Source organism: Paradesulfitobacterium aromaticivorans (assembly GCF_054657415.1).
Genome location: NZ_BAAHYT010000010.1, coordinates 860,182 through 887,180, shown reverse-complemented (window position 1 = coordinate 887,180; position 26,999 = coordinate 860,182). Strand labels below are relative to the sequence as shown.

The window sequence follows — 26,999 nt, the reverse complement described above, 5'->3', positions numbered from 1 at the left end:
CCGTCTTAATTATTTTTATCGTTGTATTTAAGAGGTCGCAAGGATTTTAATGTGGTTGTTTGTTTTATATCAAACTTATACTCACCCAAAAAGTTTATATGTTCCCATCCAAGAGGAGAGATATGATTCAGTAGTTCCTCTTGGAAATCTCCTTTATTTCTCCTAAGTTCCGTTGCTTTAGTTAAATAAACAGTATTCCAAACGCTAATAGCATTAATTATAATATTAAGCGCACTGGCTCTCTGAAGTTGGTCCTGAAGTGCCCGTTCGCGCAGCTCACCGAACTTTCCGAAGAAGATTGCTCTAGCTAATGCGTTCATAGCTTCTCCTTTATTTAATCCTCGATGGATACGTCTTCGCATAGCTTCGCTTGAAATATAATCTAAACTAAAAATAGTCTTTTCAATGCGTCCCATTTCACGTAGTGCCGTAGCTAAACTATTCTGCCGGGAATAGGAGCCTATTTTCCCCATAATTAACGAGGCAGACACTGTGCCTTCCCGTACCGAGTGAGCAAGTCTTAGTACATCGTCATAATTTTCTTTAATAACTTTAGTATTAATTTGCCCACGCAACAATTTCTCCAGTTTAGGATATTCGCTGGCTTTTCCGATGCAATATAGCTTTGAATCAGCTAAATCCCTTAATCGGGGAGCAAAGCGAAAGCCTAAGAGGTGGGTTAATCCAAAAACCTGATCGGTATAACCAGCAGTATCCGTATAGTGTTCCTCTATCACTAGATCCGTTTCATGATGTAGAAGGCCATCAATGACGTGTACTGCATCCCTGGCATTTGTATTGATTACTTTGGCATAGAAACTAGAGAATTGGTCGCTAACAAAACGGTAAATCGTTGCCCCTTTTCCAGTCCCATAATGAGGATTAGCATCCGCATAAAGAGCATCAACACCAATTTGAACACGCATACCGTCTGATGAAGAGGTGGTACCGTTTCCCCAATATGACGATAAGGCTAATTTATGATGAAAATTGACCAGGACTGCTTGTGCCTTGTTCATAGCGTCCTCGTATAGCCGCCATTGTGCAGCATTGGCCATCTGCCGATATGAGATACCCGGTGTAGATTCTGCCATTTTGGTGAGCCCAATATTAGTACCCATGGCCATCAGGGTAGCCATCAGAATGATTGTTTCTTCCTCACTGGGAAGACGATTGGTGGATGCATGTATGAACTGTTCATGGAAGCCAGTCCAATAAGCAACTTCCATAAGTAAATCTGTTACCTTAATACGTGGCAGCAATTCGTAAAGTGATAAACTAAAATTTCTGGCCTCATCCGGAACGTCTTTTTCTAAACGGTCTATATGAAGCTTTCCGTTTTCAAGATTTACACCTTCCAAGTCATCTACGTTAGAGGATACCCATTTCAGACGCTTTAACAAGGATTCAGTACGTTCTTCCAGGTATTCTTCTAGTTTTGGCTTGGGTTATTTGGCTCCATTCTTCTTTAGAAAACAGATATTCCTCAAAGTTTTTATGCTCGCGGCTGCCGACAATCGAAACATCCCCCGACCGAATAGAATTGCGGAGTTCTGTTAAAACGGCCATCTCATAATAATGGCGGTTTATATTGCCGTCATCATCATAAATATGTTTTTGCCAGCGATTAGAAATAAACTCAAGTGGAGCGTCTTCCGGAACTCTCCGTTTGCCGTTTTCGTTCATATTCTTGATTGTTTCAATGGCCTTTAACAAGGGTTCAGCAGACTTGGTTGAGTGGAATTCTAATGAGGTTAACAGGGTTGGTGTATATTTACGAAGTACATAGAATTTCTTTTCAAGCAGATCAAGGTAATCGTAGTCAACCGGTCTAGCTAACTGCTTTGCTTCTTCGACAGAGGCAACCAGACGATCCCACGGTAAAACTGCTTCAAGTGCTACATAGGGATCAATTCCTTCCTTACGAGCCTTAATTAGGGCAGCTCCTAAATCGGCTAGGAGAACTACTTTCTCGTTAATCGTTTTACCGTTCTGCTTTTGAATTTCCTCCTGGGCTTTTCTCCCTTTAGAAAGTAAGGACATGATCTGTCTATCATGGATATCGAAAGCTAGATCGGTCAAATCCTGTATCAAGTCGAGCAAATAAGCTACCAAAACAGCATACTTTTTGGGGTCATTGAATCTTCGGAAAGAGTGAGGTTCATAACGAGCGCCTATTTTGGACAGTTGCCGTAGCCGGTTTGGATGGATTCCACTTGTATCCACCTGAAGTTTTAAATCACGTATGTATTCAAGCTTTTCAATAACCTTTAAAAACGCATCAGGTCAAAATGTACCGGGGATTTCCCTTAACCATGCCAGGTAGGTCTTGTTGCTCTCGGGCATAGGAGATACAATTTTATCAAGCTTTTCCATTTGTTCAGCAGTAAGGGATGCGCCCAAAATCTTAAATATTTTACCTTCGGTTCTCTTACGTGATTCCCAAACGGCTCTCTCAATCGTAGCCATGGCGGGAAGAAGGATCTTGCGTTTACGCAGCTCATCCAAAGCGACTTGAATTAAATGAAGTGGGTTGCCATTAGCCATAGCCTGGGGATAGAGAAACTTAGAAAGTTCCCGGTATTCATGAATCGTAAAGGATGAATACCCGTATTTTTCTCTAATTTCTTCAAGATGTTCATATTTGGTTGCCTCACGTTGGGAATATGAGCTAAACTCTTTAAAGTCAACACTAATTTGTTTAGCGATATATCGTAATATTTTCTCCGGAATATTATTTACATCAGATAAAGGCCAGCCAAGGAAACGGAGAACACAAAGCTGGACAGCAAATCCAAGCCGGTTGTAATCTCTGCGCCGCCGTTGGATCACTTCAATATCATGCTGGGTTAATGTAAAGTAGGTACCCAGTTCCCACTCACCTAGATTGGACGGTATTTGAGTATACCGCAATCTTTCTTCCGGAGTGAGCAGTTCTTTTACCCTTGCATACATACAATGCTTTACCTCTTAATCCCATGAGATTTTTTCAACTTCGGATTGCAGATCAGCGCGGGTTGCTTTAACATAAATCATGGTCGTATCCAGGCTGTCATGCCCCATAATTTGGGCTAATCGATGTAAAGGAGTGTTTTCGGCCATAACGTATCCAAAGCGATGCCTTAGATCATGAGCACTTAGTCCTTCAAGCCGTGCTAGTTTCATGTACTTTTGAATCACGTGTCGCAAGGCCCGTTCACTGAGCCGTTTACCTGTCTTTTCTGAAGGGAATAAATAGACACTACCTGGTGATAATTCAGCCATGTATTTTTCCAGTATAGCACGACATGTTGAGTTTAGAGGAACCTCTCTCTGTTTATTGCGCTTTCCTGCCCTAACAATAAGTTGACCACTACGCTTCCCAATGCTTATATCTCTTGGGCTTAAGTCGCATACTTCCATGGTACGTAATCCGGTATGTAACATAACAATTAAGATAGCCTGATCCCTAAGCGTTCCGTTATGTTCTGCAGCTGCAACAAGGGCAGCTTCTTCTTTATCAGTCATTTGTCGTGGGCTAACCTTTTCTTCCGGAACTAACTTTACTGGCTTGGATGGATCACGGCGAATAAATTCTTCAGCAATAGCCCACTCAAAAAAACGTTTAAGTGTTATAAGCCGCCGGTTAATCGTTGCCGGTTTTAGTTCACTAATTCTTTGCATTACGTCCCGATACCGGGTTAATGTCGGTGTAGATACATCTTCTATGCGGAAAATAATATTTTCTTCCTGGTGTTCAGGAGACTCGAACCAACCAACAAATTGTTTTAGATCACTGGCATATTCTTTAAGCGTCTTTGGATTCAAATCTTCTTGGTTAGTTAAAGTATCAATAAATTTAGCAATAATGAGTTCTCCCTGAGTAGATAGATCCATTACAGAGCTCCTCCTACGCTTGATTTACATTAGTGGACATGGTAATTTTATCTTAGCTGAAACGTTAGCGGACATCAAGCCTTAATTTTAGGCATAGAAATAGCCGCTAATGTTTATTAGCGGTCATTAAATTTTAGGTAGTTGAGCCTCATGGTTATTCGGAAAGAAGATATTCATAACTTGGTTGAGCGCCTTAACAGACAGTGGTGGTAAAAGAACGATCAAAAGACATAATGAGATAGCCACTAATTATGGAGTCAGTCCACAGTTCTGACGGTCGACGTGAACTGGCTCAATAAAAACAAGAGTAAGTTTTGGAGATCCGGGAAAGAAAGAGCTAAATACTCAAATTGAAATTTGAAAATGTAAAAAAATGCTCCCTATAAGTAGATGACAGTAAGTGACACTACCTATAAGGAGCTTTAACTTGGTCGGATTTAGAATATTAGTTACATACTATTATGATATCCATGTTTGTTCATATTTGATGTTAAAAGTAAATCCATACCAAAATGAACCTGCACCACCTATAGCGACGTATCTCCATCGTAGTTGAAGTTGAGCAGGAGTTTCTCCAATTTGTGTTTGTCTAATCAAATTAAAAGTTTCAGAGTTTGTTTCTCCACCTACTGACCATGTCATTGGGTTACTATAGGAATTAATCGTACTCATACCAGTCCAAATATCCGGCGAAGTCGTATACGTACAATCATATCCTCCGCCAGTTAAAGTGAAGTCATATTGTATCCATTCAGAATGAGTGATAAAACCACTTGTTATGGCTAAAGTGTTTAAATCACTTGTCTGAACAACTTGTTCCTGGTTTTTATCTCTGTTGTAGAGTAATTCATCAACTACTTTTCTATCCCCAATAGTATCTAACAGCTTTTGTTCATTTTCAGGAATAATTTCTATTACTGATGCTTTTACATATGAACCGTCAGGGAAAACATATTTTTTTTCTGAATCAATGTTTGATAAAGAAAAAAATCTTGAGGTATAGCGTTTAGTTTTTCCGGGTTTATTGAATCAATTAATTCCCCATTCATAATTTTCTGTATAAGTAATTCTTGTTTATCCTTTGGTACTCCCTCAGAATTAAATTTCACCTTTAAATTGCCAATTGCCTCGTCAGTTAACTTAGTTGTATTTGCTGGAGCACCATACACAGGAATTACAGACAGAAGCATTACCAAACAAAGTACGATTGTAGTTAAAAATTTCCTTTTTATCATTGAATTTCCTTCCTTTCCATATTAATTTATCCGACCATTTAAATTATAATACTTAATACCCGAGAAAATTGTCATAATAAGTTGCCGATTTGTTTAGTAAGAATAAAGGTATATTATTCCTGGATGTCGAAAAATTCCATGTGTGTACTAATGAAAATGGCGAAATCGTAAGGGCTTTTTAACAAATTAGAGAAATTGAAAGGAGTAAACAGGACTATGGACGCCACACAAGCTACTCTTGGTGTTCTCTTAATTCCTTTGGCTATGATAGTTGCATTTATCATTTTTGTTGTATGGCATGTGAGGAAATTAAATAGCATTAATGAGACTGTTCGTGACATTCTTGAAAGGTTAAAAAACGATTAACGTATAATTTAAGCTGTTCTGTCGTTGAACCTTTTACAAAATTGTTTGGTGAATATCAATACGCCTCATGCTTCATAACATCTTGTCAAATCCGAAATGGTTTAATCTAATGACTCCGGAAGACTTTCGAGCTTTAACACCTCTTGTTTACACTCATATCAACCCTTATGTAACGTTCAAACTTGATATGCATGAACGCCTTCCGCTGGAGGAAGGTGTGATCGCATGACGGAAAAGAGAACTTCGGCTAAAAAGAAAGCTAAGGAGTTGGCCAAGTATCTTCGGGGTGAACGACCTGACTATGCCTATCTTAAAAGCATAATTCAACAACCTGAAAGCTGAGTTGGGAATAGAAATACCTAAAACGGCTAAAAATCTTCCTTATGTTCCAACGGAGAAGAATTAAAGCGATACTATAATGGGGGTTTGGAAAGCTAAAACTTTAAGGATATGATGATAGTTAAAACGCTGCTCTATACGGGCGTAAGGGCGAGTGAGTTGATAACATCAAGCTTACAGACGTTGATTTTCATTACTGCCAAATGCGGATAAATAAAGGGAAGGGAACAAGGATCGCATTGTCCCGTTCACCCAGTCATTTAAGGAATTGCTGAATATAACGATGTTATTAATAAGTTTCCCATATAGTACCATCTACTTTGCGGGTGGTTATAGCTACGCTGTTATTACCCCAAATAATCAAAAGCCGGTAATCCTTAGAGTAAGGAAAACCGGCTTTTTGCTTCCAGAATATGTCTTAGCGTATATTTTCGTTAAAATGTTGGCGGGACCCCTTTATCCGCTCAACGGTCATTCGCACAAACAAAAAAAGCTATGGGATTTCTAAAGTTTTTACCAGCGCTTTGGCGGGCGGAAGCGCTGTGGCCTTGGGAGAAATTCTTTTTATCCTATTGCTGCGCTTGTACCTCCCGCTTGTGAACAGTCAAAGCCCCATGTTTGAGAATGCTGTCTCAGATTCGGTGTATGGAAGTCTGCTGTCAGGGGGGAATTTTACAACCTATTTTGCTGCCAAGATTTTGATTAATTTTTTTGCAGCGGCCTTCTTTGCCGTCCTGGCTCTGGGGATTTCAACTTATCTTACCAATATCTTTGTAACATTTGCCTCCCCTATCCTTTCTTATTATTTTTTTATCAAACTTACCAGTATAATCGGATTGCCGGATTGGTTCAACTTAAAGAGTATTTTGTTTGGAACAATCTCTTCAGGCAAGCCGTTATTTTCTCTGCTTTACTCTGCTTTCTTTGTAACCTTATTATGTATCCTGATGGGAATTCTGATCGTGCACCAAATCCAAAGGAGGCTGGAGCATGGCTAAGATCTTTAGAATTTTGTCCTGCAGCACTCAAAATTTGCGCAAATGGTCCGCCAACCCCCGGATCTATGTGCTCGTACTGCTCCTTTTAGGATTGTTAAGCGAAGTGATTCGACCGATTGCCGATTTTTCTTCTGCCGTGCAGGTGGCGGCAACCCCGTGGGTGTTTCCTTATCTCGCACTCAGTCAAAGAGTACTTTTATTGCTTATGCTCGGGATTGTCCTGCTGTTTTGTGATGCGCCGTTTATCGACGCCCACCAGCCCTATGTCATTATCCGATCCGGTAAAAAGGATTGGCTGTGGGGTCAGATTGTCTATATTATGCTGGCTTCCGCCCTCTACTTCCTCTTTATTGCGATCATTTCCGCCCTAATGCTGCTGCCCAATTTGACCTTTTCCAGGGAGTGGGGGAAGATTTTCGGAACCTTGGCCCTAACGGATGCAGGAAATCAATTTAACATTGGATTGCCCATCAGTTACCGGCTGCAGCTTGCGTACACGCCCGTTGGGGCGATGGCCTTTAGTTTCATGATGAATTGGCTGGTCGGCACATTTTTGGGGTTGCTCATGTTCGTGCTCAATATGCGTTTTGCGAGGGAAATCGGAGCCGTTGTGGTTACCGCCTTCGTTTTTTTAGAGTATTTCGCCTTTGAGGCTAACGGCTTTCTTCTGTTTAGTTTATCACCGGTATCCTGGGCAAGTCTTGGTACTCTCGATATTACCCATACTTCAGCCTTGCCGTCACTCACTTATGCAGTCAGTGTTTTAAGCGGACTTAACCTCACACTAATCTTACTGGCTGGTTTCTTTATGCGTAAAACGAACATCGATGTTTTGCCGCCAGTGTAAAGGGGGAGATAAAATGGCTGAGAAAAATGCCATAGTGATTCAAGAAGCAACGAAAAAATTCAAGAACGCTACCGCGCTTGATAAGGTTTCAGCTTCCTTTGAAGCGGGCAGGATTCACGGTATCGTCGGGCGCAACGGGTCGGGCAAGACGGTTTTATTTAAATGCATCTGCGGTTTTATGCCACTTTCCTCAGGCCAAATATTCGTCGACGGCAAACAAATCGGGAGAGAGGTAGACGTGCCGGTTGACATTGGCATTATTATTGAGGCTCCGGGGTTTCTACCCCATTATAGCGGCTACAGGAATCTCAAGCTCCTATCACTCATCCGCAAGAAAATTAATGACAGGAGAATTAAGGATACTCTGAAGCGGGTCGGATTAGACCCGGAGAGCAAAAAGTGGGTTGGCAAATATTCTCTCGGAATGCGGCAACGCCTTGGCATCGCCCAGGCGATTATGGAAGACCCTTCTCTTCTCATATTGGATGAACCAATGAACGGTCTGGATAAGCATGGTGTTGAAGAAGTGAGGCAGCTTTTGCTCAAGCTTAAAGAGGAAGGGAAAACCATTTTAATTGCTTCACACAGTTCCGAGGATATTGATCGATTGTGCGATACGGTATGCGAAATGGATGCCGGGATATTAACGAAGATCCGGTGAAAAAAATGCAATAGAATTAACTGAAAATCTGGATTGTTAACGATATATTTAAATTGAACAACCTCCAAGAAAAATTTTTCTTGGAGGTTAGTTTATGTCCAATGGAATATTTAACAACGTTAAAACTGAAATCGACATTCTTGCAATCTTTTTGTGGTTATGGTTTTAGAACTATAGACGAAACCCATTGATAAACTTTTTGTGCTAAATAAACTGCCTGAGTGTATTCTTCTGCGCTAACGGGTTCCCAGTCACCTGGGTAGCGGGTGGTTACGGCGTAGTCAGTAAGGATGGAAGCCTCGTTTAGGTCCCTGGGAATCCGAATCGTTCCGTTTTTCTCAATTAACTGTAACAAGTAGCTTATCGAATGGGTTTTCGGGATATTGATGCCCAAATATGACATTAAGCCTTTGAGACTTTTTTCGACAGCCTGCTGGGTATCAAAACATAGGTCTTCGTAAAGAATATCGGGTAATTGTCTGTCAAGTTCAGCTCTTTTAAGATTACTATTGGCCCGTGATAGCCAAAGAAGCCATATATCATCGTTCATAGATTACCTGTCCCTTTGCAGCGTCCGCATACACGAACCCAGGTGTATGAATGTGCTTCTCCAATCGTTCCGGTGTTTCAACGAGGATATCTACTGCGGCAGGTATATCAGTTAGATTTCGGTAAATTTCATGAGCGACTGCCCGTCTGCTTTTTATGCCATGTTTTAGGACTAACAGGTCATAGTCGCTGTCAATTGTTTCGATACCCTTTCCCCTAGAACCAAAAAGAATTATTTTATCGGGATCAACTATCTTCACAATTTTGTCAATCAGTCTGAGTAAGACACTCTCCACGAGGGTACCCCCCTTTTTGCTTAGGATAGAACCTAATTGCAGACGTGCCTAGTAGCCGGAAGTAACATACGAGGCACAACGTTATAGTTCTTTGTAAAATTATACCATGAATCACGGGATCAACTCAACGAATATTTTTGGACTCCGAACATGTTTTCGTGAATAGTTGTTCTAAGCTGTTGCTGCATACATGCAGTTGTTAATATTTCTTAAGAAATTTTGTCACTAGAAAAAGTTATGCTAAAATGACTTAGTTACAAAGGATTATTCTTTTTTCCGAGGGTGAAGTAACCTTGTGCTTTGCCGTGAAAAAGTCAGCTCATTTTTAACTCAGGAGGAAATTATGCAACACAAATTTTCCCGTACCGAACTTTTAATCGGGTCTGAAGGTACCACTCGCTTAAGTCAAAGTACAGTGATTATTTTCGGCATCGGAGGGGTAGGCTCTTTTACCGCCGAAGCTTTGGCTCGTGCCGGGGTAGGCCATTTAATATTAGTAGACTTTGATGAGATCTGTTTGACGAATATTAACAGGCAGTTGCATGCTTTGCATTCAACAGTCGGTCAAGCCAAAGTGGACGTCATGAAAAAACGTATTCAAGATATCAATCCTCAAGCCCATGTCGAAGCGATAAAAGAATTTTATACTGAAGAGGACGCGGAAAGTTTGCTTGGACAGAAGCTTGATTATGTAGTTGATGCGATTGATACCGTCTCCGGCAAAATCAGCCTTGCTAAGGAATGCCTTGCCAGAGGCATTCCTTTTATCTCCAGCATGGGGGCTGGCAATCGGCTTACTGCGGCGAATTATGTGGTCGCGGACATTTCCGAAACCAGCGGTTGCCCCTTAGCTAAAGCCATGCGCAAGCTGCTCCGCAAAGAGGGTATTACGCGAGGAATCAGGGTCGTATATTCACCCGATCTGCCGCAAGAGCCCAGGCAAAATATGCCCGACTGCAGCACCAATTGCATCTGCCCGGGAGGGGATGCCCACTGTGCCAAGAAAAGACAGATTCCGGGAAGCATTTCTTTCGTGCCCTCGGTGGTAGGTCTACTCATAGCAGGAGAAGTTGTACGCGATTTGCTGGAGGCACATAGACCTTAATCCGGTGCTACGCTAAAACCGAACTCAAAATTCTTCCCCATCTTTTTGTGTTCAGCATTGGCAACATTCCCTGTAACAGTTACCAAGATGCCATTTTCAGGACCGTAATCTGACTCAGGGTTTTTAAATTTTAAATGGAGAGTACGGGTTTTTGAATCATATTGGTAATTAAACATATTAATTATAAAACGACTGTGCATACCCTCCATAACCGTTATATTTTCAGGATTCAGGGTGGATATATCCATATTTTGATTAAAGGTAATAGAAATATCTGTCTTTTGAGAGGCATTCCTCTCTCCGTTAAAAGGTTCAGTTGTAAGAATCCAGCTATTTTCATTAGTTTCATATACTTGGGAGTTATTCGCTGTTTCCGTCTTAGGAGCTTGATCCATTTGAATTGACGGTTCAGGATAGTTCGATTGGTCTGTTGGTGTTATCTTTTTTGGAGTACAAGATACTACAAAAAAAATCACAATGAAACACATAACTATCAGAAGAAATGTGAGCTTAGTGGTTCCAGTTCTACAAAAAAATACCACTATAGAAACCCTTCTTTCATAGCCTTGGCAGTAGTAATATGTCGGTAAACCAAGTATGAATTGCAAATTTCTTCGAAAAAATTTTTCGTGGGGACAGTTAAAATCAAGCGGTTATATTCTATGTGTGAGTTTCGAATTACGGATGAGACCCGTTCATAAACTTTCTGTCCTTTTGCGGCGTCTGCATACAGGAGTCCAGGTGTATGAATGTGCACCACCCCATACCTCGAACGCAGCAGCACGAATTATTTATTCATCAAGAAGACTTGTTGGAAAACTGGGAATTGGCAATGAAGGGAGAAAGAGTACTCTCGATAGAACCTTTAAGATAGGAGGGGTAACTCATGAATCCGGAGGTTATTGGTGTTAAGCCTCAGGACGATTATACATTAATCTTAACTTTTGATAACGGTGAGGTTCGTGTATTTGATGTCAAACCGTATCTGGATTATCCATTTTTTAAGGAGTTAACTAATATGGATTTCTTTCGAGCAGTGAAGCCAGCGAACGGAACAGTTGAATGGCAAGGTGGCCAGGATCTATGTCCAGATGAGATGTCCGAAGATAGCATTCCTTTAATGAAGATTGGGGTTTGACAGAATGCCAAATCACTTGACAATTACAACAATCGAAGTCAATTCCGATACAGCGTGCCCCGCTTCGGCACGCTCCTTTGTTTTTGGGTCTAAATCATCAAAATCAACATATATTCTCCCGTCGTCATTAGGTGAAAAGTAAAAGTTGGCATATAACCATGATACTCCCACTGTTGACAGCGTAGCATGATATATTCCATCTTCTTCAAGATCCCAAAACTCTGTCGGCTTTGACGTGGAACGCAAAGCTCCATTCAACATATCCGACACAGGGACATTACTATCCACATTCGAATCCGTTACAATAGCTGCACCCGGTTCACCTTGGGATTCTGCCGCAAAAGCAATGCTATTTAGCGAAAACAGCATTGAATTTTGGATAATATTTGATTGCGTTAATCCGGGATTGAATAATTCAAATACATTCTAAATTCGCCGATTACAGTTTTGCCATCTGATTCATACAGGGGGACTGATTCGTATCCGACAGCCTCGATAGTTTCTTGGTAGGCTATGGCCTCTTCCGGTGAAGAAACCGATGGGACCATATCGGTGGCTTTTACATATCCAATAATCCCATTTTCTCCTTCCGCGCTAATCAAGTCCGGTTCTTTTACTGGTTTGTTTTCAAAGTAAGGCAAAGATCCATACGTTTGTCCTTGCTCATTGACAGGATAATCAGGGACTATTTCTGCAGCCGCAGTTGGATTATTCGTTAAAGAATCTTCTGCCACAGCAGAAGCTGTGGAAAATACGGTTATGGTTCCGGCTACAATAATAAATGCCATTAACACACTCAAAACAGTAATTTTTTTGGTTTTCATAATAGATGTTATCCTTTCTTCAATAGCATTTCTGCTAAAATAGTTTCCAATTGGATTGGCTTTGAGTTTATGTTCTTCAAGGCTGATGAGAGCCATAGCGTACGAGGTTTTTGAAAATTGTCCACCCGTTGTCCGAAGTACTGTTTCATCACAGGCTAGCTCAATATCACGGTTCGCCAACACATACATGATCCATACAAACGGATTAAACCAATGTATAGTTACTGCTGCAAACAAGAGCCATTTCAACAAAACATCAAAATTCCTAATATGAGTCAGATCATGAACAAGCACAAATCGCAGTTGTTCTTCATCTAATTGTTTTAACGACTTAGGGAGCAAAATGATCGGCGTTAATATTCCATATGTGACAGGAATCATGATGTTTTCGCTCTGCTTTACCTGTACCCGCCGCTTGATATGGTGTTCTGCAATCCATGCGTTTAGTTTGTCATCCTCTACGGGTATTGCCGTTTTATTGACATGGCAAAAGCGTATATGTGGAATTAGAAATGCAAAAGCAGTTATCATAGCACCCACAGACCAAATAACCACAATCCAGTTAAAAGACTCCACTGATGAAACTGGAAATTTTGAAATAACGGAATTGATATACAATTCGGTAAAAGAACTTGACGGTGCAGTTATTGATCGTTCCGCTATTGCACTTGTTTGTCCCATATATGCGTTAACATGGTTTATCAGCGTATAAACACTATATTCAGACGTAAATGAAAATGGTAAAAACAGCCGACAGAGAACAACACCCCATAAAATCATAAAGACCTTTTTCGGTAATTTGTGCAGAAACAGCGCACGAATCACTACCACTGTCAAGATTATCGACCTGATCAATAATGGATAGAATTTCGTCTTTAGATAAAACACAGGGAAGCTTTTTCGGCCTTTTGGGCCGGACGATAACGTTATCTGACCAGTTGTACTTAAGCACCTTGTTGAAGAAGAGTTTGAAAGCATTGCAGGAAATATTAATGTTACTGTAGCTGAGCCCGGATTTAATCCGGAAATAAAGATACTCTTTGATTTCATTTGGGGAGACCTGGGAGGCTGGTTTATTAAAATATTTTTCCAGGAGCCTTAAATGGGTGAGATAATGTTGCAGGGTTTGAGGGGAAAGACCGCGAAGTTCCATTTCGAACTTCATTTGTTGAAGATGGACAGGCAGCGTTAAAGAGTTTTGAGTCATGATAACCATCCTTTCGAGATTAATAGGGGTGTCAGAAAAGATGATATCATGACTCAAATTAAATTAGTTTGCTATAAATAGCCACCGCGCAGCGGTTTAGTACAACTAAATTATACGCCAACTGCGGGTTCTTCGGGACCCGTAGTTTGTTTTTAGCTATGAAAAAGGGGCCGTTACCGACGAATTATTTTAGCTCGTTGTGCAACAGCCCCTTTGTTATTAAGTAATTTGGTGAATATTGGCACTTTGCTTGTACTATTTTTAACTATGAGCAGGACATGCTTCATCACTATCCAAGAGCCAAGGCCCGTCTTTAGTAACCTTTACTACAATAAATATACGATGTTGTGGAAGGGTGAGGGCAGGAACAAGGTTTTTATCCTTTACTGTAATATCAAGGTCTGCGTAATAAGTTTTTACTGCATAATAACTTTGTTCCGTTGGGGTTATATTAACTTGTGGATCATTCGTTATATCGTGGAAATTCTTAATAACTGTATTATCAAGGTTAATAAGATATTTTCTATATTCTGGAGAGCCCATAAAAGCAAGCTGTGGGCCAAGAAGTTTAACAGCTTCGTCATATTGCTTATTATTTAACATTTCATAGAACTTTATTGGAATATTCGCAGCATCTGAGTTGGTTTCTGTAATCGTTGCCGCGGTCGATTTTGAGGAATTTTGAGAAAGTAAAGTATCTTGATTTTGACTTATATTACAACCTGAAACAGTAGCAACCGCTATAACTAATATTATTAAAATAATCAATTTATTCATTTTTTTCATTCCCTATTTGTTTTGAATAATTGTACGACACTTTCTATTGGGATATTGCATCTCCTGAAGCAGTTCCAGAAAAGATACCTAAAGTTAAGATAATCGAGGTGATAATTGGGATAACTTTCCTATGCATTTTTCTTCCTCCTTGTAAGATAAATATAGGGTTCAGGTCTTAAAACCAACCCGAACGTTCTTTGATAACCTAATCCTTATTGTTCAGATGAATTAGTTGACACTCTACAGATCTATCGCTAAATATCATGCTATAATCATTTTTGTCAGAGAGATAGATGTGCGTTCCTCCTGGATCCCTCTTCTGAGGTCTTATCCGTGAAATAGCGTGTCACTCCACAAGAATGATTCGATGTTTAGCTGGTTGGGTCACTATCTAGTGCTACCCGTTTCAAATGCAAGGTTGTTTGACATTCTTCTTTAGTGGATGCTCTGATTCATCTGTTTGAAAGGTTGTGTTATTTTGTCTCAGTTCCTAAACGATTTCGTTGTTGGAATCGATGTTTCTTCCGAGTTTTCCATTATTGCAATGCTCGCTCCCACCGGAGAACTTATCCGCAAACCGTTTAGGATTGATCACAATCCTAGTGGCTTTCACAAACTGCTCGATATTCTTAAAAAAGAAGAAGAGCGGTTAAATCGAAAGCCCATCTACTTCGTAGAATCTACGGGTATCTTTCATTTACCACTCTTCTTCTTGAGGTCGAATGACCTCAAAGGTTTTATGCTAAACCCTTTGAGTGTTCATTCTATCAAAAATTTCGACTTAAGAAAAGTGAAAAATGATAATAAAGATGCTGAAGCGATCGCCAGGCTGGCTAAATACCAAGATGTTAAGGTTTCCATGGTGCCTGAGCCCCAAATTCTTGCTCTTCGCATGATGACGAGGGAGTATTACGCTCTTTCAGATATGCTGACGGAAATGAAGAACAGGCTCTGTACAGATCTCTACTTACTCTTTCCTGGATTTCTTGACGTGTTCTCCGGGACCCTTGGAAAAACGGCTTTAGCCATTCTAAGGAGTTATCCCTCTCCAAGAGCAGTTCAGGATGCTGACCTAGAGACGCTCACTTTGCTAATCTCTAAAACCAGTCGTAAGAGCTCTGAATGGGCTTCTAACAAGGTGAATCAGCTTCGAGAATGTGCTCAGTTGGCTTCTTCTATGCCCCATGAATTTGCATTACTTGACGCTAAAATCAAGGTTCATATTGATGGCATAGAAAATATGCAAACCAGTTTGAATGGTATTGAGAAACAAATCCACGCAATGATTGAGTCCGATCAATTCCCTGCGAATGCAAGAGGAAATATTGAGCTTCTGGATAAAATACCCGGCATTGGCTTTCTGACAGCCGCTACGCTCATTGCTGAGATCGGAGACTTCAGTCTTTTCAAATCCCCTAAAGCCTTCACCGCTTTCTTTGGTATTGATCCCTCAGTCAATCAGTCCGGTAAATTCAATGGGGATCGAAACAAAATCTCTAAGCGAGGCACACGCATAGGGAGAAGAATACTTTTTACAATCGCTATGGCCTCTATTCGAACCACCCGCAGTGGCCAGGAGATTAACCCTGTTCTTCGGGATTACTACACCTCAAAATGTGTCAACAAGAAGAAAAAGGTAGCTCTCGTGGCCGTAATGCACAAACTTCTCCACTACATCTTTGCGGTTCTTCGTGACCAAAAGCCCTTTGAAATCAGAAAACCTGAAGATCATCAATCTTGGAGAAAAACAAAGCTTCAACAAGCAGCGGCTTAAGACTAGAATATTTCGATGCGATAGACCGCTGGTATCGTGTCAAGGGTGATGCGAGGGATTACCGGAGGCCGTAAGGCCGAGGATATGATCGATTATCATTCCATTGACACGTGCACCATACCCAAACGCTTGAAGACGGCAAAGTCTCTTTTACCCCAAAGAGCTACCCCAGATTAAAAGAGATTTTGCTTGGCAAGCGCCGAGCGTTTCGTGTCCCCTATTCAAACGTTGGTTTAGTCATTGTTCGGATTTTTCAATGGCTTGGTTTGTTTTACCCTCCTTTTCTGAACCAGCAATTAAAGATTAATCAAAAAAACTCTTGACTTTTATTAGCTGGTCTTTAATATCATACTTACTTTCCCTTGCTGAATGCTATTTAAGTGATACTATGGACATGCAGAAGTGTAGCATAATGACCCCCTCACTGTAATCACTCCTTTCAGTCAAGGCCTGATTTACTGATTCTATAATATAGAGACATTTACTCCCCTAAAACGTGACAAAAATTTAACAAGAATTTTACGACAAATTACTACAATCTTAAGTTTACCCAAGTAAGTATGTTGCCTTAAACTACAATACTGACTAGCCTAAACACTTTCAGGGGTTCCGCAAAATTTCTAGAAACAACACGAAACCCCACGAAAACTTATTCGTGGGGTTTGGGTTCTAAACCCCATACCTCGACCGCAAGAGTACGAATTCATTGACCATCAGGATAAAGAACACGACCGTTAGTCCCCCGGCCACCATGAGACCGCCGCTGAGGCCGTCGACCGTGGACCATCCCCAGAATCTGCTCAACTGCACAACAGCCGGTCCAGCCAGCAGGGAAAAAGCAGAGATCCAGCGTTCCGGGCCGAGGGCCGAGGTTGCGGTACTGGGGTCTTTAAGCATTTCCCGGGCAACCAAGAGGGCTCCCAGAATCCCCTCCGCCAAGGCTAAGGCGGCCAAGAGAATGAGTTCACGTCCGGCTAAAAACGGCGAGGCAAAGATCAAGCTGATGAGTACCATCATCAGCCCGATGGTTAAGACGGGAGGAGCAAGCGTGCTTAGGATCGCCTGCTTGGGGGTGATCGGGAGCAGGCGGAACAGTTCCATGTGCTGGAGGTCATCCTGCCAGGAGAAGAGGAATTGGGTATAGCCCTGAAGGATTAAGAGGGTTAGAGGCAGCTCGAATCGGATCAGAACGTCAACCATCCTGTCCATGGTTCCGCTGTGCAGAAGCGTTAAAAAGCCGGGAAAGAACAGGCGGATGACGAAGAGCGGTAGCAGAAATGAGATGAAGACCTGGGTCCAGTTGGCGCTGCGCCAGGTGAGCAGTCCTTTCCAGGATAAAGCCCAAGCCTGGGAGACATATCTACGCCCTAACAAGCGACCGATGAACCCAGGCCCTCTCCTTGCCTGCTGGTAGCGCTTGAGTTCCCGTTGGTCGCGAGCACGGATGAGGGTGCGCAGGGTATGAACCTCCTGGCTCTGGCTTAATGTCGGTTCCCACGCTCTGCGGGCATAGAGGGCAATGGTTAACCTGACTAGGACGATTAGGGCGGCAGCCAGGATGATCCAGGCCCAGAAGGGCCAGCTAGACCAAGGCAGGGAGACTGTAGTGAGAAGGTGGGCATCGAGGGTATCTAGGTTCGGAAATGATGCCGAGCCGGCTTGCCCGTAATTGGCTATGCCTGCCCCGGAATTCGGAGTGGGGATAAGCTGACTGCTGCCAAGTAGGCTGCTGTCCCGTAGTCTGATGTCAAGCAGCCTGATGCCCAAAAGGGCTAAGGTGCCGATGGTGATTCCCCGCTTGAGCCACAGGATCAATCCGCGTACATAACTTCGAACAAAAGCCAAGAGCCACTGCAGGGTCAGCCCGAAAAGGCCTGATAAGCCCCACACAGCCTGGGTAAGTAATACGTTGCCGAAAGGGAACTTTACCTGAAGGAGAGTTAAGAAAGGCCAGATAAAGAGCGGCCCAAGGAGAGCGAGGACAATTCTTTTGGCGGCGGGCCAAAGCCATTGTTCCAGAAAAACGGTTGGCTTGGGGAACGGGAATTGCGGCAGATGATGGACGTCTGCCGGACTTAAAAGGATTGCCGTTCTCCCGGAAAAAACAAACGCTGCTAGCAGCCACAACAGAGGTACTGCCCACAGAATCCCCTGGGCCAAGCGCTCGATACTGATTAGGACGGGGAAGGGAATACGGGTAAACGGATCATATAAGTAATAGCCCAGTACAATGAGAACGAAGGCCAGAAGGTAAATATAGGTCACCGTCCCGGCCCAATCAAAATAGACACTTAAATAATGCAGGCGGCGTTTAAGATGATTGCGTGTCACACGCCAGTGTAACAAGAGAAGGGCTTTCATACGCGCTTCCCTCCTCCGGTAAGAGCCAGAAATACGTCTTCCAGAGAAGAACCGGGCAAGCCTGCCGCTGCTTGTAATTCTGCCAACGACCCCACGGCGGCTTGCTGCCCATCATTAAGAATGAGGAAACGGTCGCAGATTTTTTCCGCCGTGTCCAACTGATGGGTGCACAGCAGCACCCCACCGCCATTGTTGACGAGTTCCCGCAAAAGATCCTTAAACTCCCGCTGCCCGTGAGGGTCGAGCCCATTAAACGGTTCATCGGCAATGAGAATCTGGGGACGGTGAATCAGCGCGCATAACATGGACAGCTTTTGCTCCATGCCTTTTGACAGATGAACCGCGGCCTTGTCTTCTTTCCCCTCAAGATGAAACCGCTCCACTAATTCGCCGTAGTAAGCCTGTAACTCTGCTTCAGGTATTCCGTAAGCCATCCCGAGGAAATGCGCGTGCTCGCTTACAGTCAGATCCGAATAAAGCACCGGGAATTCCGGGATATACCCGATCATCTGCTTGGCAGCGACACCGGAGATGGACAACTGCTCAGGCCCAACGCGCACCTGGCCTTGTTCGGGTTGAATTAAACCCAGAAGTGCCTTAATGGAAGTGCTTTTCCCTGCGCCGTTGGGGCCAACGAGCCCTAAAATCTCTCCTGGATTTAAGGTGAAGGTTAAGTTCTGCACTCCGAAGTGTTGGTCATACTTTTTAGTTAATTTTTCCACCGTTAATAAAGACATTTCTCACAACACCTCATAATTTTATCCGATGGCTAACCGAATGCCCTAAAACTCTCTACCGGAGTAAAAACGCACAGATAAAAGGTAGGACAGTCCCATGAGAGCCAGGCCGATGATTAGTATGATGAAAGCTAGGCCATATTCTGATTGCCGGGATAGCCACTGAAGCACAAGCTCGATGCTTGGCGGCAAAGGGGAATTGGCGAGGCGTTTGACGATGCCGAGGACCAGCCCTCGGCTGAAGAAAAATGCGAAAAAAATTACCATTCCGTAAATATTTGACTTTAAAAGACCAAACTTAAAATACACCGGATAATATAGGGAGCTCATCAGAATGGCAGCGATAACGACTCCCACAGTAGCGCTCAGGGAAAGAGGGAAAACGTGAACCGGAATACCGGTGTTTACTACTATAACATAAGCGATAAGATAGGATACAAGCCCGAGGGCTGCATAGAGAAATACGGTGAGGTATTTCGCCGCAACGATGGTTTTTCTTTTTAGAGGGAGGCTGTTCAGCATAATTTCCGATTTGTTTTTATCATCACGCGCACAGGCCTGAAGCATGAGCAAATAAGTAATAGCTACGGTTGAAGCGGTTAAGGCTGCATCCGGGATACTTTGAAAGCCAACAATCATAATTAAACCATATACCAGGACGAAAGGGAGAATCTTCCTTAAGTTCAAAAAATCTTTAAGAATGAGCGTAGACATTTTTTTCCCCCCTCACAGTATAGAGCATGATGTCTTCCAGGGTTGGCTTTTCTAGCAGCGCTCGGTCTTTGAAAGTTCTGCGGGCCAGAGCCTTGTCTCTGACCAGCCCCTCAAAGCCAAACTGATTCGTTCTTAAGCCCACGAACAATTTCTCAACCTCCCTGTCCAACAGTTGTTTGTCTCCTTTCACAATCCCGTATTGATCCAGGATGTCATCTTTGGTTGCGCTAAACACAAGCTCTCCGTCATGAATAAAGGTAATATAATCCGCGATTTTGTCTAAATCGGTTGTGATATGGGTGGAGAAAAAAACGGATTTCCCTTCATCCTGAATAAGGTCAGTCAGGATCTCAAGCAGTTCGCTGCGCACTATCGGGTCGAGGCCGCCTGTGGGTTCATCCATGATCAGGAGATCGGCGTGGTGGGAAAGGGCGACAGCCAGGGAGAACTTCATCTTCATGCCCTTGGACAGTTCTTTAATTTTAATCTTGGGGAACATGCCAAAATTCTTGAGGTGTTTGTCAAAGGCGGTCTGATCCCAGCGGCTGTAAAAGGGTGCGATAATTTTTACCACTTGCGCGATGGACAGTTCGTCATAATAATAGTTTTCGTCAAAAACAAATCCGATTCGATCTTTAATTTCCTTTTCTGATTCAATATGGTCAAGGCCAAAGACCTTGATTTGTCCGGCATCCTTTCTAAGCAGATTCATGACCAGCTTGATTGTGGTGCTCTTGCCTGCCCCGTTAGGTCCGATAAAGCCCATAATATAGCCTTGAGGAACATTGAAGGTTATTTGTTTTAGGGAAAAAGCTTTAAAGTTTTTCGATAGGCTAGTAATTTCCAGGACATTGCGGGTTGGGGTGTGCGTGTTGCGCATGTCTAGTCCTCCTTCATAAAGCATTAGAAATAAAAGTCAGTAACTCGAGATTAAACGCCAGAAATAAACCCAGAAATAACATCAGAACTAAGCACCAGAGTTTAACCCTCATACATGAGGTCTAACATTTCCCGGAGTTCCGTGCGGCTAATTCCAATTGTTCTGGCAGACGCCACAGCCTCGGCCAGCTTTTCTTCCACAATCCGCAGGCGGGTTTCTTTTAATAGTTCCTGGTTTTGCGCTGCCACAAACGAACCCTTGCCGGGGACGGTGTGAATATAACCGTTTCGTTCAAGCTCTTCATAGGCCCGTTTGGTGGTGATCACGCTGATTTGCAAATTTTTGGCCAAGGTTCGGATCGAGGGCAAGGCTTCGCCTTGGGCGATTTCCCCCCGGATAATCGAGTTTTTGAGCTGGGTGATAATCTGTTGATAAATTGGCTCCTGCGAAGCATTGGAGATGACAATGTTCATCTGTGCATGTCAATCCTCCCTAATATAAAGTCCATACTGTATATATACAATATATACAGTATGGACTTAGATGTCAACAGCCCTTCAAAGTTTTTATATGTCGCATGTTTACGTACCTTGTTCAATCGGTGTAGTTCGGCAAAATTATTTTGTAACTAAAATCTAACTCTTTTTCACTTTTGATTACCTAGGATCTGGCGGTATTTGCGGCTGACTGTAGCCTGGCTTACCCCCAAGGCCTTGGCAGCTTTAGTCGTTGACTGGTATTGTTTCATCGCTAAGGAGACTAATTCTTCCTCGACTTGTGCAAAAGCCTGGTGCAGCGGGATGACTTGGGCGTGTTTCCCTCCCGGCTTGTTGAGGGCAACGTCCCCGCGCATCAGAATTTTTTCGATGGCGCTGGCATCAATGACCTCACCATCGTTTTTGATGGCGACGCGTTGAATCAGATTCTGCAGTTCCCGTACATTGCCTGGGAAGGGATAGGCTTCAAGCAGGTCAAGGGCTGAGTTTGATAAACGCAAATTGCGTTGATACGTTTGATTAAATTGGGTTAAAAAGAGGTTGGCCAAAAGCGCAATATCCTCTTTGCGGTCACGTAGGGGCGGAACCTCAATCGGAAAGACATTGATACGGTAGTACAGATCCTCCCGGAATTTTCCATAAGATACCAATTTAGTCAGGTTCCGGTTCGTGGCCGCAATAATTTGAATGTCAAACTTAACCGGTGCCGTGGAGCCGACCGGATATACCTCGCGCTCTTGAATAGCGCGTAGGAGCTTGCCCTGAATAACGAGGGGGAGTTCAGAGATTTCATCCAGGAAGAGGCAGCCCCGGTGGGCTTTGACAATTAAGCCGGTCTTGCCTTGCTGATTCGCTCCGGAGAAAGCGCCGCGTTCGTAGCCGAAAAGCTCGCTTTCCATCAGGGACTCCGGAATCGCTGCACAGTTAATTTTGATAAAGGGTTGCTCGCGGCGATCGCTTAAAGAATGGATGGCGTTGGCGATTATTTCTTTGCCAACCCCTGATTCCCCGTGCAGGAGCACGGTGGCTGAGAACTGAGCCACCCGTTCCACTTCGCGCATCACTTCGTGCATCAGGGGGCTGGCATATAACGGGAGTGTCCCATGAGCCTGACTGACGCGTTCGCGCAGTTGTTCTAATTCTTGTTTATAGCTTTCACTTTGCTTGCGGGTTTGCTCCAATTCCCGTTTAAGGCGCGCCATTTCAGTAAGGTCGCGGGAAGCGATGACAATGCGTTCCAAGTCCCCGCCTGCATCAAAGATCGGGTTGCCTACGGCAAGCAGTGGGGAGTCCCCTTCGTTTTGCATGAAGGAGACTTTTTGTTTTTTCTTTTGGACTTCGCGGATTACTTTAGGAATTAGGTCATTGACTTTCTTTAATCGTAAAATTTGCTGCCCGATCAGGGAATGAGGGGGGCGTTTCCACTGGGATGAGATATAATGATCGCTGGCGCGCAGGAGTTTTCCCCTGGCATCCACGACAATAATCTCATCGTAAATGGTGGAGAAGATCGCTTCCAGGTCTTGATTAAGCTGTTTCACGGAGTCGAGCTCCATTGCCATCGCTTCGATAGAGGGCAGATCCTGGAGCACGAGGGCAAAGCCTGTTACAACTTGGTACATAACCAGCGGCACGAAATCAATCAGGATGGCCGCCTGGCTTAAAGGGGTAGTAATAACCTGATTTAAGAGTGAGTTCTGCGTGCGATAGACATACTGGAAGTTGTTTAAGCCAAGGATTTCATGCATTCTAAGCTGAGGCAGATCGGAGCCGCTGATGCGCAACATCCGTAATGCTTCGGCGTTGCTATTCACCACTGCATAACCTAGATCCACTATCATTAGACCCCGGGGAATGGAAGCAAACAGGCTGCGCAGCCAGGCCAACTCGCTGCTCGTGCCCGTAGAAACCATGGTAAGGAGGAAATCTTCCCTAACGATGTACTTTAATTGATCCTCGTACTGGACAAGAGTTACCAGCTCTGCCAGCACGTCAAGAACGCGCGAAGTCAATTCCTCAAACTTAATTAGGGTAAGCGGAGGCTCGCCGGCAGCGCCCGTGATGAGCTGCGGTAAGCTCTGTTCTTGGCTTAGCAGAAAGTCGAAGTTCTTGAGAGCGTAGACTTTATCCTCGCGGCGTGTAAACACATAGGGATGTTCTTCAGCTTTGATCTGCTCAGAAATCACTGTCCAGGACGAGCTTGCCTCGACAAATATAGGATCGCGTAAAAAAGTTCTTAAATCCATGTGGAACTCCCCTTTTATGCACGGGTGAATAAGTAATGCATGAGCGTATAACCTGATGCAGTTAATATAGCATAAGATTCGGATAGTTTCAACAATTAAGAGCTTTCTAGCATTGGCATAAAAATTGCGTAAGTTTAGTTAAGCATAAGTTTAGCATAAGTTTAGGGAGGGGTACCATGAAAAAGTATGATGAGATCTACCGGTATTCGCAAAAAGTATTGGATCTGATTGAAAAACCGGAGATCAACCAGGAGGAGGTTGATTGGGTCAAGCAAGAAACTTTAACAGGTTTTCGCGAGTATGTTAACCCAGGCTTTCTGGAATACCGCAAATCAGTGACTCTGGGGGCACTTGATGCAGCAGTAGAATGGTCTGACTCCGGGCCTAACGGTTTCCGCGACATCAACGGCAAAGAGTATATTGACTGTCTGGGCGGGTTCGGGATTTATAATGTCGGACACCGTCACCCCAAGGTAATGAAGGCAGTAACCGATCAGCTTAACCGCCAGGCCTTGCACAGCCAGGACCTGCTTGACCCGCTGCGAGCAATGCTGATGAAGATCTTAGCCGACATAACTCCGGGAGAACTGAAATATTCCTTTTTAGTCAACAGCGGTACGGAATCAGTTGAAGCGGCCCTGAAACTTGCCCGGGCGTATAATCCCAAGAAACCCTCTATTCTCGCCGCGACCAAGGCTTTTCACGGCAAGAGCTACGGTTCCCTGGCTGGAACTGCCAAGGGAGTATTCCGGCGGCCATTTATGCCGATGCTTCCCGGGGTTCGCCATGTAGCTTTCAATGATTTGGATATGCTGCGCAAAACCATGGAAGCCTGTAAAATGGTCGGCGAGGACGTGGGCGCGGTTTTGCTTGAGCCGATCCAGGGAGAAGGAGGGGTAAATATCCCGGATGACAACTATTTGCCTGGCGTCCGTCAGTTGTGCGATGAATTCGGCGCTTTGCTGATATTTGATGAGGTACAGACCGGGATGGGCCGTACCGGGAAAATGTTCTGTGCTGAACATTATGATGTTGCTCCGGACATTCTCTGCCTGGCTAAATCCTTCGGGGGTGGCATTATGCCCGCCGGGGCCACAGTGGCAACGGAAAAGGTATTTTCTGTCTTATTTGAAAACCCATTCCTGCACACCACCACCTTTGGCGGAAATCCCCTGGCTTGTGCGGCCGCGATTGCCAACATCAATGTTCTCATTGAAGAAAAACTTCCGGATCGTGCCGCCGAAATGGGAGAGTACATGCTCAAAGGCTTAAGGGCAGCGGCTAAGGGACATGAAGACAAGATCGTGGACGTGCGCGGTAAAGGTCTGCTCATGGCTCTTGAATTTGTGGATGATAATATTGGTTTTCAAGTATCGAAGCATATGTTTGATAATGGAGTTTTGGTGTCCGGGACTTTGATCAATGCGCAAGTGATCAGGGTCGAGCCACCGCTTACCATTACGAAAGAAGAAGCGAATAAGGTATTTGGAACTTTAGCCCTAGCACTTGAGCGGGTCCAAGCGGGAAAGTGAAGAGGCACTAAAGAAGTTAAGAATATGGGATACGATCCCAAGGTAAAAAAAGGAAGGTGATATATGGTATGTCCAAAGTAAAAGAACTTCAGCATGATGTACTCACCAAAGCTGATTCCGTAATCATGGGAATTGCAGGGACTGCTCCCGCGTACTCGCTGTCCGCGAGTACGGCGGCCTTAATCGGCGCTGTCGGTATGAGCGGCCCGGGTTCTATCTTTTATGCGGCCATCGTGATGTTCGGAATTTCCTTTGCATTTATGTATTTGAACCGCTGGCGTCCGGATTCAGGTGCCAGCTATGCCTGGGTTGGGCGGTCTATTAATCCTATGGTTGGGTTTATGAGCGGGTGGGCCTTAATTGTGTCAGCGACATTGTTCATGGTTGCGGGTTCTCTGCCCGTGGGTGCGGCAACTTTAGATTTGATTGCTCCCGAACTTACTAACAATGTAGTCGCGGTCACGGTCGTAGGGGCAATTTGGTTTTTGGCTATGGACATATTAATCATTATGGGGATCGAAATTACCAGGAGTTTCCAGAAGATTATGACAACGATTGAAGTTGTGGCTCTCATAATTGTTGCTATTGGTGCCTATGTTAAGTTCGGGGCCAACCCTGTGAATCATTTTTCCTGGTCTTGGTTTGCCCCTGGGGGACTCGATACGTTCATGGCGGGGTCGCTGGTCGCGATCTTCTATTATTGGGGCTGGGACGTCACTGCCAATCTGACGGAAGAGACGGTTGACCGTCATCGTGCTCCGGGTTATGGTGGGGTTTTCGGGATGATCGGTATCTTTTTCCTCTTTGAGCTGCTGCAGATTGCTTTCCAAATGGGGTTAACAACAGGACAGATCGAAGAAGCGAGTGCTAATCTTTTGCCGGTCGTAGGGGATATGATTTTCCCCCGCCCCTGGGGCACCATTGCTATTTTAGCGGTGATTATCAGTACGGTTGCCACTTTGGAGACCTCGTTGCTGCAGGCGAGCCGCACTCTCTTTTCGATGGGCCGGGATAGGGTAATCAGTACCAAGTTTGCGGAAATTCACCCGAAATTTCAGACCCCTTGGCTAGCCAGCGTTATCATCGGTATTGTGGCTTTATTCAGCTTTGTAGTCTCAAGTTTCAGTTCGAGCGTAAATACCCTGATGACGGGAGCTATCACCGCGATTGGCTTGCAAATTGCTTTTTATTACGGATTGACCGGGTTTGCCAGCGTCTGGTATCATCGCAAGATGTTCAGCACGGACAAGAAGGCTCTTTTTATGCGTGGGATCTGGCCCGGTTTGGCCGCAGTCTTTTTGTGGGCCGTAGCGATTTACGATATCCCGCAGCTAGGGTTGACCACGGACTTAATCGGAATAGGCGCATTGCTTATTGGCTTAATTCCCATGCTTTATTATAAAGCTAAGTACAAAAGCGAGTTTTATAAAGGTGATTCTGAATGCCATGGGTGTCAAGGCACTGCTGCCGGGACTGTTTCAGCTAAATAGACCCACATGCCGCTAACGGCACCATCAATGAATGAAAATATGGCTATTTTCAGGATGAATTGAAGAAATTAGTTAAATGCTCATAAGAGTTTTGAGGGCGGAGAAGAATGTTAGATCCTTCTCCGTCTCTCACTAATGGAGGGAGGCCCGTTTATGGCTTTGAAGCTTGACCCTGCCAACTGTATAGGCTGTCGCTTATGCCAGCTGGCCTGTTCAGCAACTAAAGAAGGGGTGTTTAATCCGGAGTTGGCGCGCTTAAAAATAGTATCAGTGTATGATGAGTCCGGACTAAATATCAACAGCTCTATCTGTACTCTCTGCTTGGCGTGTGTATCTGCCTGTCCGGCCGGGGCCATTGCGTATGAGAACGAAAGACTTTTGTTTAGAGAATCAGCCTGTACGGATTGCGGGCTCTGTCTTGGGGCCTGCCCGGAGGGGATTATCAAAGCGCGGACCCACGGGGTGGCGCTCTGCGATCTGTGCGGGGGTACTCCCGAGTGTGTTGAGTGGTGTCCGCACAATGCTTTAACGAACGGGGAGGTGGGCTGAG

At 44.0% G+C, this 26,999-nt stretch carries 28 protein-coding genes and 1 pseudogene; 11 read left to right on the top strand and 18 right to left on the bottom strand.

What is annotated here, in order from left to right; translation table 11 throughout:
- Positions 1 to 5: 5 nt before the first annotated feature.
- From ACYQ2N_RS09965 to ACYQ2N_RS09945, 5 genes are all read right to left on the bottom strand, one after another.
- A complete protein-coding gene (locus tag ACYQ2N_RS09965; RefSeq protein WP_459999092.1) occupies positions 6 to 1,403 on the bottom strand; it encodes a Tn3 family transposase in 1,398 nt (465 codons plus the stop codon).
- A 4-nt stretch (positions 1,404 to 1,407) separates the two neighbouring features.
- Positions 1,408 to 2,103 carry a hypothetical protein gene (locus tag ACYQ2N_RS09960; protein WP_459999091.1) on the bottom strand — a complete coding sequence of 232 codons (696 nt, stop codon included), beginning with the start codon at positions 2,101 to 2,103 and terminating at the stop codon, positions 1,408 to 1,410.
- Positions 2,104 to 2,286: 183 nt separating this feature from the next.
- Complete coding sequence (locus tag ACYQ2N_RS09955) at positions 2,287 to 2,955, bottom strand: DUF4158 domain-containing protein (protein WP_459999090.1); 669 nt, start codon at positions 2,953 to 2,955, stop codon at positions 2,287 to 2,289.
- A 15-nt stretch (positions 2,956 to 2,970) separates the two neighbouring features.
- Positions 2,971 to 3,876, bottom strand: coding sequence for a tyrosine-type recombinase/integrase (locus ACYQ2N_RS09950; protein WP_459999089.1), 906 nt, complete (start codon positions 3,874 to 3,876; stop codon positions 2,971 to 2,973).
- Between the two features lie 926 nt (positions 3,877 to 4,802).
- Complete coding sequence (locus tag ACYQ2N_RS09945; protein WP_459999088.1) at positions 4,803 to 5,111, bottom strand: hypothetical protein; 309 nt, start codon at positions 5,109 to 5,111, stop codon at positions 4,803 to 4,805.
- 216 nt (positions 5,112 to 5,327) lie between these two features.
- On the opposite strand from ACYQ2N_RS09945, the gene ACYQ2N_RS09940 reads away from it, so the two are divergent.
- The 5 genes and pseudogenes from ACYQ2N_RS09940 to ACYQ2N_RS09920 all read left to right on the top strand — a co-directional run bounded on the left by ACYQ2N_RS09940 (position 5,328) and on the right by ACYQ2N_RS09920 (position 8,322).
- Positions 5,328 to 5,477: a hypothetical protein gene (locus ACYQ2N_RS09940; protein ID WP_459999087.1), complete on the top strand. Its 150-nt coding sequence runs from the start codon at positions 5,328 to 5,330 to the stop codon at positions 5,475 to 5,477.
- A 12-nt stretch (positions 5,478 to 5,489) separates the two neighbouring features.
- Positions 5,490 to 5,706: pseudogene (locus tag ACYQ2N_RS09935) on the top strand (Tn3 family transposase); the annotation flags it as partial.
- A 652-nt stretch (positions 5,707 to 6,358) separates the two neighbouring features.
- Positions 6,359 to 6,814 carry a hypothetical protein gene (locus tag ACYQ2N_RS09930; protein WP_459999086.1) on the top strand — a complete coding sequence of 152 codons (456 nt, stop codon included), beginning with the start codon at positions 6,359 to 6,361 and terminating at the stop codon, positions 6,812 to 6,814.
- Complete coding sequence (locus ACYQ2N_RS09925) at positions 6,807 to 7,661, top strand: hypothetical protein (RefSeq protein ID WP_459999085.1); 855 nt, start codon at positions 6,807 to 6,809, stop codon at positions 7,659 to 7,661. The genes ACYQ2N_RS09930 and ACYQ2N_RS09925 overlap by 8 nt, the downstream gene beginning before the upstream one ends.
- A gap of 13 nt (positions 7,662 to 7,674) precedes the next feature.
- A complete protein-coding gene (locus ACYQ2N_RS09920) occupies positions 7,675 to 8,322 on the top strand; it encodes an ATP-binding cassette domain-containing protein (RefSeq protein WP_459999084.1) in 648 nt (215 codons plus the stop codon).
- 157 nt (positions 8,323 to 8,479) lie between these two features.
- Here the strand turns inward: ACYQ2N_RS09920 and ACYQ2N_RS09915 are convergent, their stop codons facing one another.
- Both ACYQ2N_RS09915 and ACYQ2N_RS09910 read right to left on the bottom strand, forming a co-directional pair.
- Positions 8,480 to 8,872 (bottom strand): HEPN domain-containing protein, encoded by a 393-nt coding sequence (locus ACYQ2N_RS09915; RefSeq protein WP_459999083.1) that lies wholly within the window; start codon positions 8,870 to 8,872, stop codon positions 8,480 to 8,482.
- A complete protein-coding gene (locus ACYQ2N_RS09910) occupies positions 8,862 to 9,167 on the bottom strand; it encodes a nucleotidyltransferase domain-containing protein (protein ID WP_459999082.1) in 306 nt (101 codons plus the stop codon). Before ACYQ2N_RS09910 ends, ACYQ2N_RS09915 begins: the two co-directional genes overlap by 11 nt.
- 343 nt (positions 9,168 to 9,510) lie before the next feature.
- Between ACYQ2N_RS09910 and ACYQ2N_RS09905 the strand changes: the two genes are divergently transcribed.
- A complete protein-coding gene (locus ACYQ2N_RS09905) occupies positions 9,511 to 10,272 on the top strand; it encodes a tRNA threonylcarbamoyladenosine dehydratase (protein WP_459999081.1) in 762 nt (253 codons plus the stop codon).
- Here ACYQ2N_RS09905 and ACYQ2N_RS09900 read toward each other — a convergent pair.
- Entirely contained in the window at positions 10,269 to 10,748 is a 480-nt protein-coding gene (locus ACYQ2N_RS09900; RefSeq protein WP_459999080.1) for an Ig-like domain-containing domain, read from the bottom strand. The two genes, ACYQ2N_RS09905 and ACYQ2N_RS09900, sit on opposite strands and share 4 nt — an antisense overlap.
- A 410-nt stretch (positions 10,749 to 11,158) precedes the next feature.
- On the opposite strand from ACYQ2N_RS09900, the gene ACYQ2N_RS09895 reads away from it, so the two are divergent.
- On the top strand, positions 11,159 to 11,410 hold the full coding sequence (locus ACYQ2N_RS09895) for a DUF2442 domain-containing protein (RefSeq protein ID WP_459999079.1): 252 nt from the start codon (positions 11,159 to 11,161) through the stop codon (positions 11,408 to 11,410).
- A 12-nt stretch (positions 11,411 to 11,422) separates the two neighbouring features.
- Here ACYQ2N_RS09895 and ACYQ2N_RS09890 read toward each other — a convergent pair whose 3' ends face one another.
- From ACYQ2N_RS09890 to ACYQ2N_RS09875, 4 genes are all read right to left on the bottom strand, one after another.
- Positions 11,423 to 11,680: a hypothetical protein gene (locus tag ACYQ2N_RS09890; RefSeq protein ID WP_459999078.1), complete on the bottom strand. Its 258-nt coding sequence runs from the start codon at positions 11,678 to 11,680 to the stop codon at positions 11,423 to 11,425.
- A 125-nt stretch (positions 11,681 to 11,805) separates the two neighbouring features.
- Positions 11,806 to 13,059, bottom strand: coding sequence for a M56 family metallopeptidase (locus ACYQ2N_RS09885; protein ID WP_460000507.1), 1,254 nt, complete (start codon positions 13,057 to 13,059; stop codon positions 11,806 to 11,808).
- Complete coding sequence (locus ACYQ2N_RS09880) at positions 12,956 to 13,441, bottom strand: phage integrase N-terminal SAM-like domain-containing protein (protein ID WP_459999077.1); 486 nt, start codon at positions 13,439 to 13,441, stop codon at positions 12,956 to 12,958. The genes ACYQ2N_RS09885 and ACYQ2N_RS09880 overlap by 104 nt, the downstream gene beginning before the upstream one ends.
- Before the next feature lie 261 nt (positions 13,442 to 13,702).
- A complete protein-coding gene (locus ACYQ2N_RS09875) occupies positions 13,703 to 14,218 on the bottom strand; it encodes a hypothetical protein (RefSeq protein WP_459999076.1) in 516 nt (171 codons plus the stop codon).
- Between the two features lie 478 nt (positions 14,219 to 14,696).
- Between ACYQ2N_RS09875 and ACYQ2N_RS09870 the strand changes: the two genes are divergently transcribed.
- On the top strand, positions 14,697 to 15,992 hold the full coding sequence (locus ACYQ2N_RS09870) for an IS110 family RNA-guided transposase (protein WP_459999075.1): 1,296 nt from the start codon (positions 14,697 to 14,699) through the stop codon (positions 15,990 to 15,992).
- A 669-nt stretch (positions 15,993 to 16,661) separates the two neighbouring features.
- Here ACYQ2N_RS09870 and ACYQ2N_RS09865 read toward each other — a convergent pair.
- From ACYQ2N_RS09865 to ACYQ2N_RS09840, 6 genes are all read right to left on the bottom strand, one after another.
- Complete coding sequence (locus ACYQ2N_RS09865; protein WP_459999074.1) at positions 16,662 to 18,353, bottom strand: hypothetical protein; 1,692 nt, start codon at positions 18,351 to 18,353, stop codon at positions 16,662 to 16,664.
- On the bottom strand, positions 18,350 to 19,090 hold the full coding sequence (locus tag ACYQ2N_RS09860; protein WP_459999073.1) for an ABC transporter ATP-binding protein: 741 nt from the start codon (positions 19,088 to 19,090) through the stop codon (positions 18,350 to 18,352). The genes ACYQ2N_RS09865 and ACYQ2N_RS09860 overlap by 4 nt, the downstream gene beginning before the upstream one ends.
- A 45-nt stretch (positions 19,091 to 19,135) precedes the next feature.
- On the bottom strand, positions 19,136 to 19,804 hold the full coding sequence (locus ACYQ2N_RS09855; RefSeq protein WP_459999072.1) for an ABC-2 transporter permease: 669 nt from the start codon (positions 19,802 to 19,804) through the stop codon (positions 19,136 to 19,138).
- Positions 19,785 to 20,684 carry an ABC transporter ATP-binding protein gene (locus tag ACYQ2N_RS09850; RefSeq protein ID WP_459999071.1) on the bottom strand — a complete coding sequence of 300 codons (900 nt, stop codon included), beginning with the start codon at positions 20,682 to 20,684 and terminating at the stop codon, positions 19,785 to 19,787. Before ACYQ2N_RS09850 ends, ACYQ2N_RS09855 begins: the two co-directional genes overlap by 20 nt.
- Before the next feature lie 101 nt (positions 20,685 to 20,785).
- Positions 20,786 to 21,157: a GntR family transcriptional regulator gene (locus ACYQ2N_RS09845; RefSeq protein WP_459999070.1), complete on the bottom strand. Its 372-nt coding sequence runs from the start codon at positions 21,155 to 21,157 to the stop codon at positions 20,786 to 20,788.
- A gap of 173 nt (positions 21,158 to 21,330) precedes the next feature.
- Positions 21,331 to 23,427 (bottom strand): sigma-54 interaction domain-containing protein, encoded by a 2,097-nt coding sequence (locus tag ACYQ2N_RS09840; protein WP_459999069.1) that lies wholly within the window; start codon positions 23,425 to 23,427, stop codon positions 21,331 to 21,333.
- Between the two features lie 176 nt (positions 23,428 to 23,603).
- Here ACYQ2N_RS09840 and ACYQ2N_RS09835 point away from each other — a divergent pair, with 176 nt between their 5' ends.
- From ACYQ2N_RS09835 to ACYQ2N_RS09825, 3 genes are all read left to right on the top strand, one after another.
- On the top strand, positions 23,604 to 24,959 hold the full coding sequence (locus ACYQ2N_RS09835) for a putrescine aminotransferase (RefSeq protein ID WP_459999068.1): 1,356 nt from the start codon (positions 23,604 to 23,606) through the stop codon (positions 24,957 to 24,959).
- Between the two features lie 68 nt (positions 24,960 to 25,027).
- A complete protein-coding gene (locus ACYQ2N_RS09830; RefSeq protein WP_459999067.1) occupies positions 25,028 to 26,449 on the top strand; it encodes an APC family permease in 1,422 nt (473 codons plus the stop codon).
- A gap of 153 nt (positions 26,450 to 26,602) precedes the next feature.
- Positions 26,603 to 26,998 (top strand): 4Fe-4S binding protein, encoded by a 396-nt coding sequence (locus tag ACYQ2N_RS09825; RefSeq protein WP_459999066.1) that lies wholly within the window; start codon positions 26,603 to 26,605, stop codon positions 26,996 to 26,998.
- The last annotated feature ends 1 nt before the right edge of the window (position 26,999 follow it).

Bases quoted from the DNA above. Each gene is read 5' to 3' on its own strand.
- ACYQ2N_RS09850 (WP_459999071.1), bottom strand. From the start codon at position 20,684: ATGCGCAACACGCACACCCCAACCCGCAATGTCCTGGAAATTACTAGC.
- ACYQ2N_RS09925 (WP_459999085.1), top strand. From the start codon at position 6,807: ATGGCTAAGATCTTTAGAATTTTGTCCTGCAGCACTCAAAATTTGCGC.
- ACYQ2N_RS09905 (WP_459999081.1), top strand. From the start codon at position 9,511: ATGCAACACAAATTTTCCCGTACCGAACTTTTAATCGGGTCTGAAGGT.
- ACYQ2N_RS09895 (WP_459999079.1), top strand. From the start codon at position 11,159: ATGAATCCGGAGGTTATTGGTGTTAAGCCTCAGGACGATTATACATTA.
- ACYQ2N_RS09835 (WP_459999068.1), top strand. From the start codon at position 23,604: ATGAAAAAGTATGATGAGATCTACCGGTATTCGCAAAAAGTATTGGAT.
- ACYQ2N_RS09950 (WP_459999089.1), bottom strand. From the start codon at position 3,876: ATGGATCTATCTACTCAGGGAGAACTCATTATTGCTAAATTTATTGAT.
- ACYQ2N_RS09880 (WP_459999077.1), bottom strand. From the start codon at position 13,441: ATGACTCAAAACTCTTTAACGCTGCCTGTCCATCTTCAACAAATGAAG.
- ACYQ2N_RS09865 (WP_459999074.1), bottom strand. From the start codon at position 18,353: ATGAAAGCCCTTCTCTTGTTACACTGGCGTGTGACACGCAATCATCTT.
- ACYQ2N_RS09845 (WP_459999070.1), bottom strand. From the start codon at position 21,157: ATGAACATTGTCATCTCCAATGCTTCGCAGGAGCCAATTTATCAACAG.
- ACYQ2N_RS09855 (WP_459999072.1), bottom strand. From the start codon at position 19,804: ATGTCTACGCTCATTCTTAAAGATTTTTTGAACTTAAGGAAGATTCTC.
- ACYQ2N_RS09955 (WP_459999090.1), bottom strand. From the start codon at position 2,955: ATGTATGCAAGGGTAAAAGAACTGCTCACTCCGGAAGAAAGATTGCGG.
- ACYQ2N_RS09860 (WP_459999073.1), bottom strand. From the start codon at position 19,090: ATGTCTTTATTAACGGTGGAAAAATTAACTAAAAAGTATGACCAACAC.
- ACYQ2N_RS09830 (WP_459999067.1), top strand. From the start codon at position 25,028: ATGTCCAAAGTAAAAGAACTTCAGCATGATGTACTCACCAAAGCTGAT.
- ACYQ2N_RS09840 (WP_459999069.1), bottom strand. From the start codon at position 23,427: ATGGATTTAAGAACTTTTTTACGCGATCCTATATTTGTCGAGGCAAGC.
- ACYQ2N_RS09920 (WP_459999084.1), top strand. From the start codon at position 7,675: ATGGCTGAGAAAAATGCCATAGTGATTCAAGAAGCAACGAAAAAATTC.
- ACYQ2N_RS09825 (WP_459999066.1), top strand. From the start codon at position 26,603: ATGGCTTTGAAGCTTGACCCTGCCAACTGTATAGGCTGTCGCTTATGC.
- ACYQ2N_RS09875 (WP_459999076.1), bottom strand. From the start codon at position 14,218: ATGAATAAATTGATTATTTTAATAATATTAGTTATAGCGGTTGCTACT.
- ACYQ2N_RS09945 (WP_459999088.1), bottom strand. From the start codon at position 5,111: ATGATAAAAAGGAAATTTTTAACTACAATCGTACTTTGTTTGGTAATG.
- ACYQ2N_RS09940 (WP_459999087.1), top strand. From the start codon at position 5,328: ATGGACGCCACACAAGCTACTCTTGGTGTTCTCTTAATTCCTTTGGCT.
- ACYQ2N_RS09915 (WP_459999083.1), bottom strand. From the start codon at position 8,872: ATGAACGATGATATATGGCTTCTTTGGCTATCACGGGCCAATAGTAAT.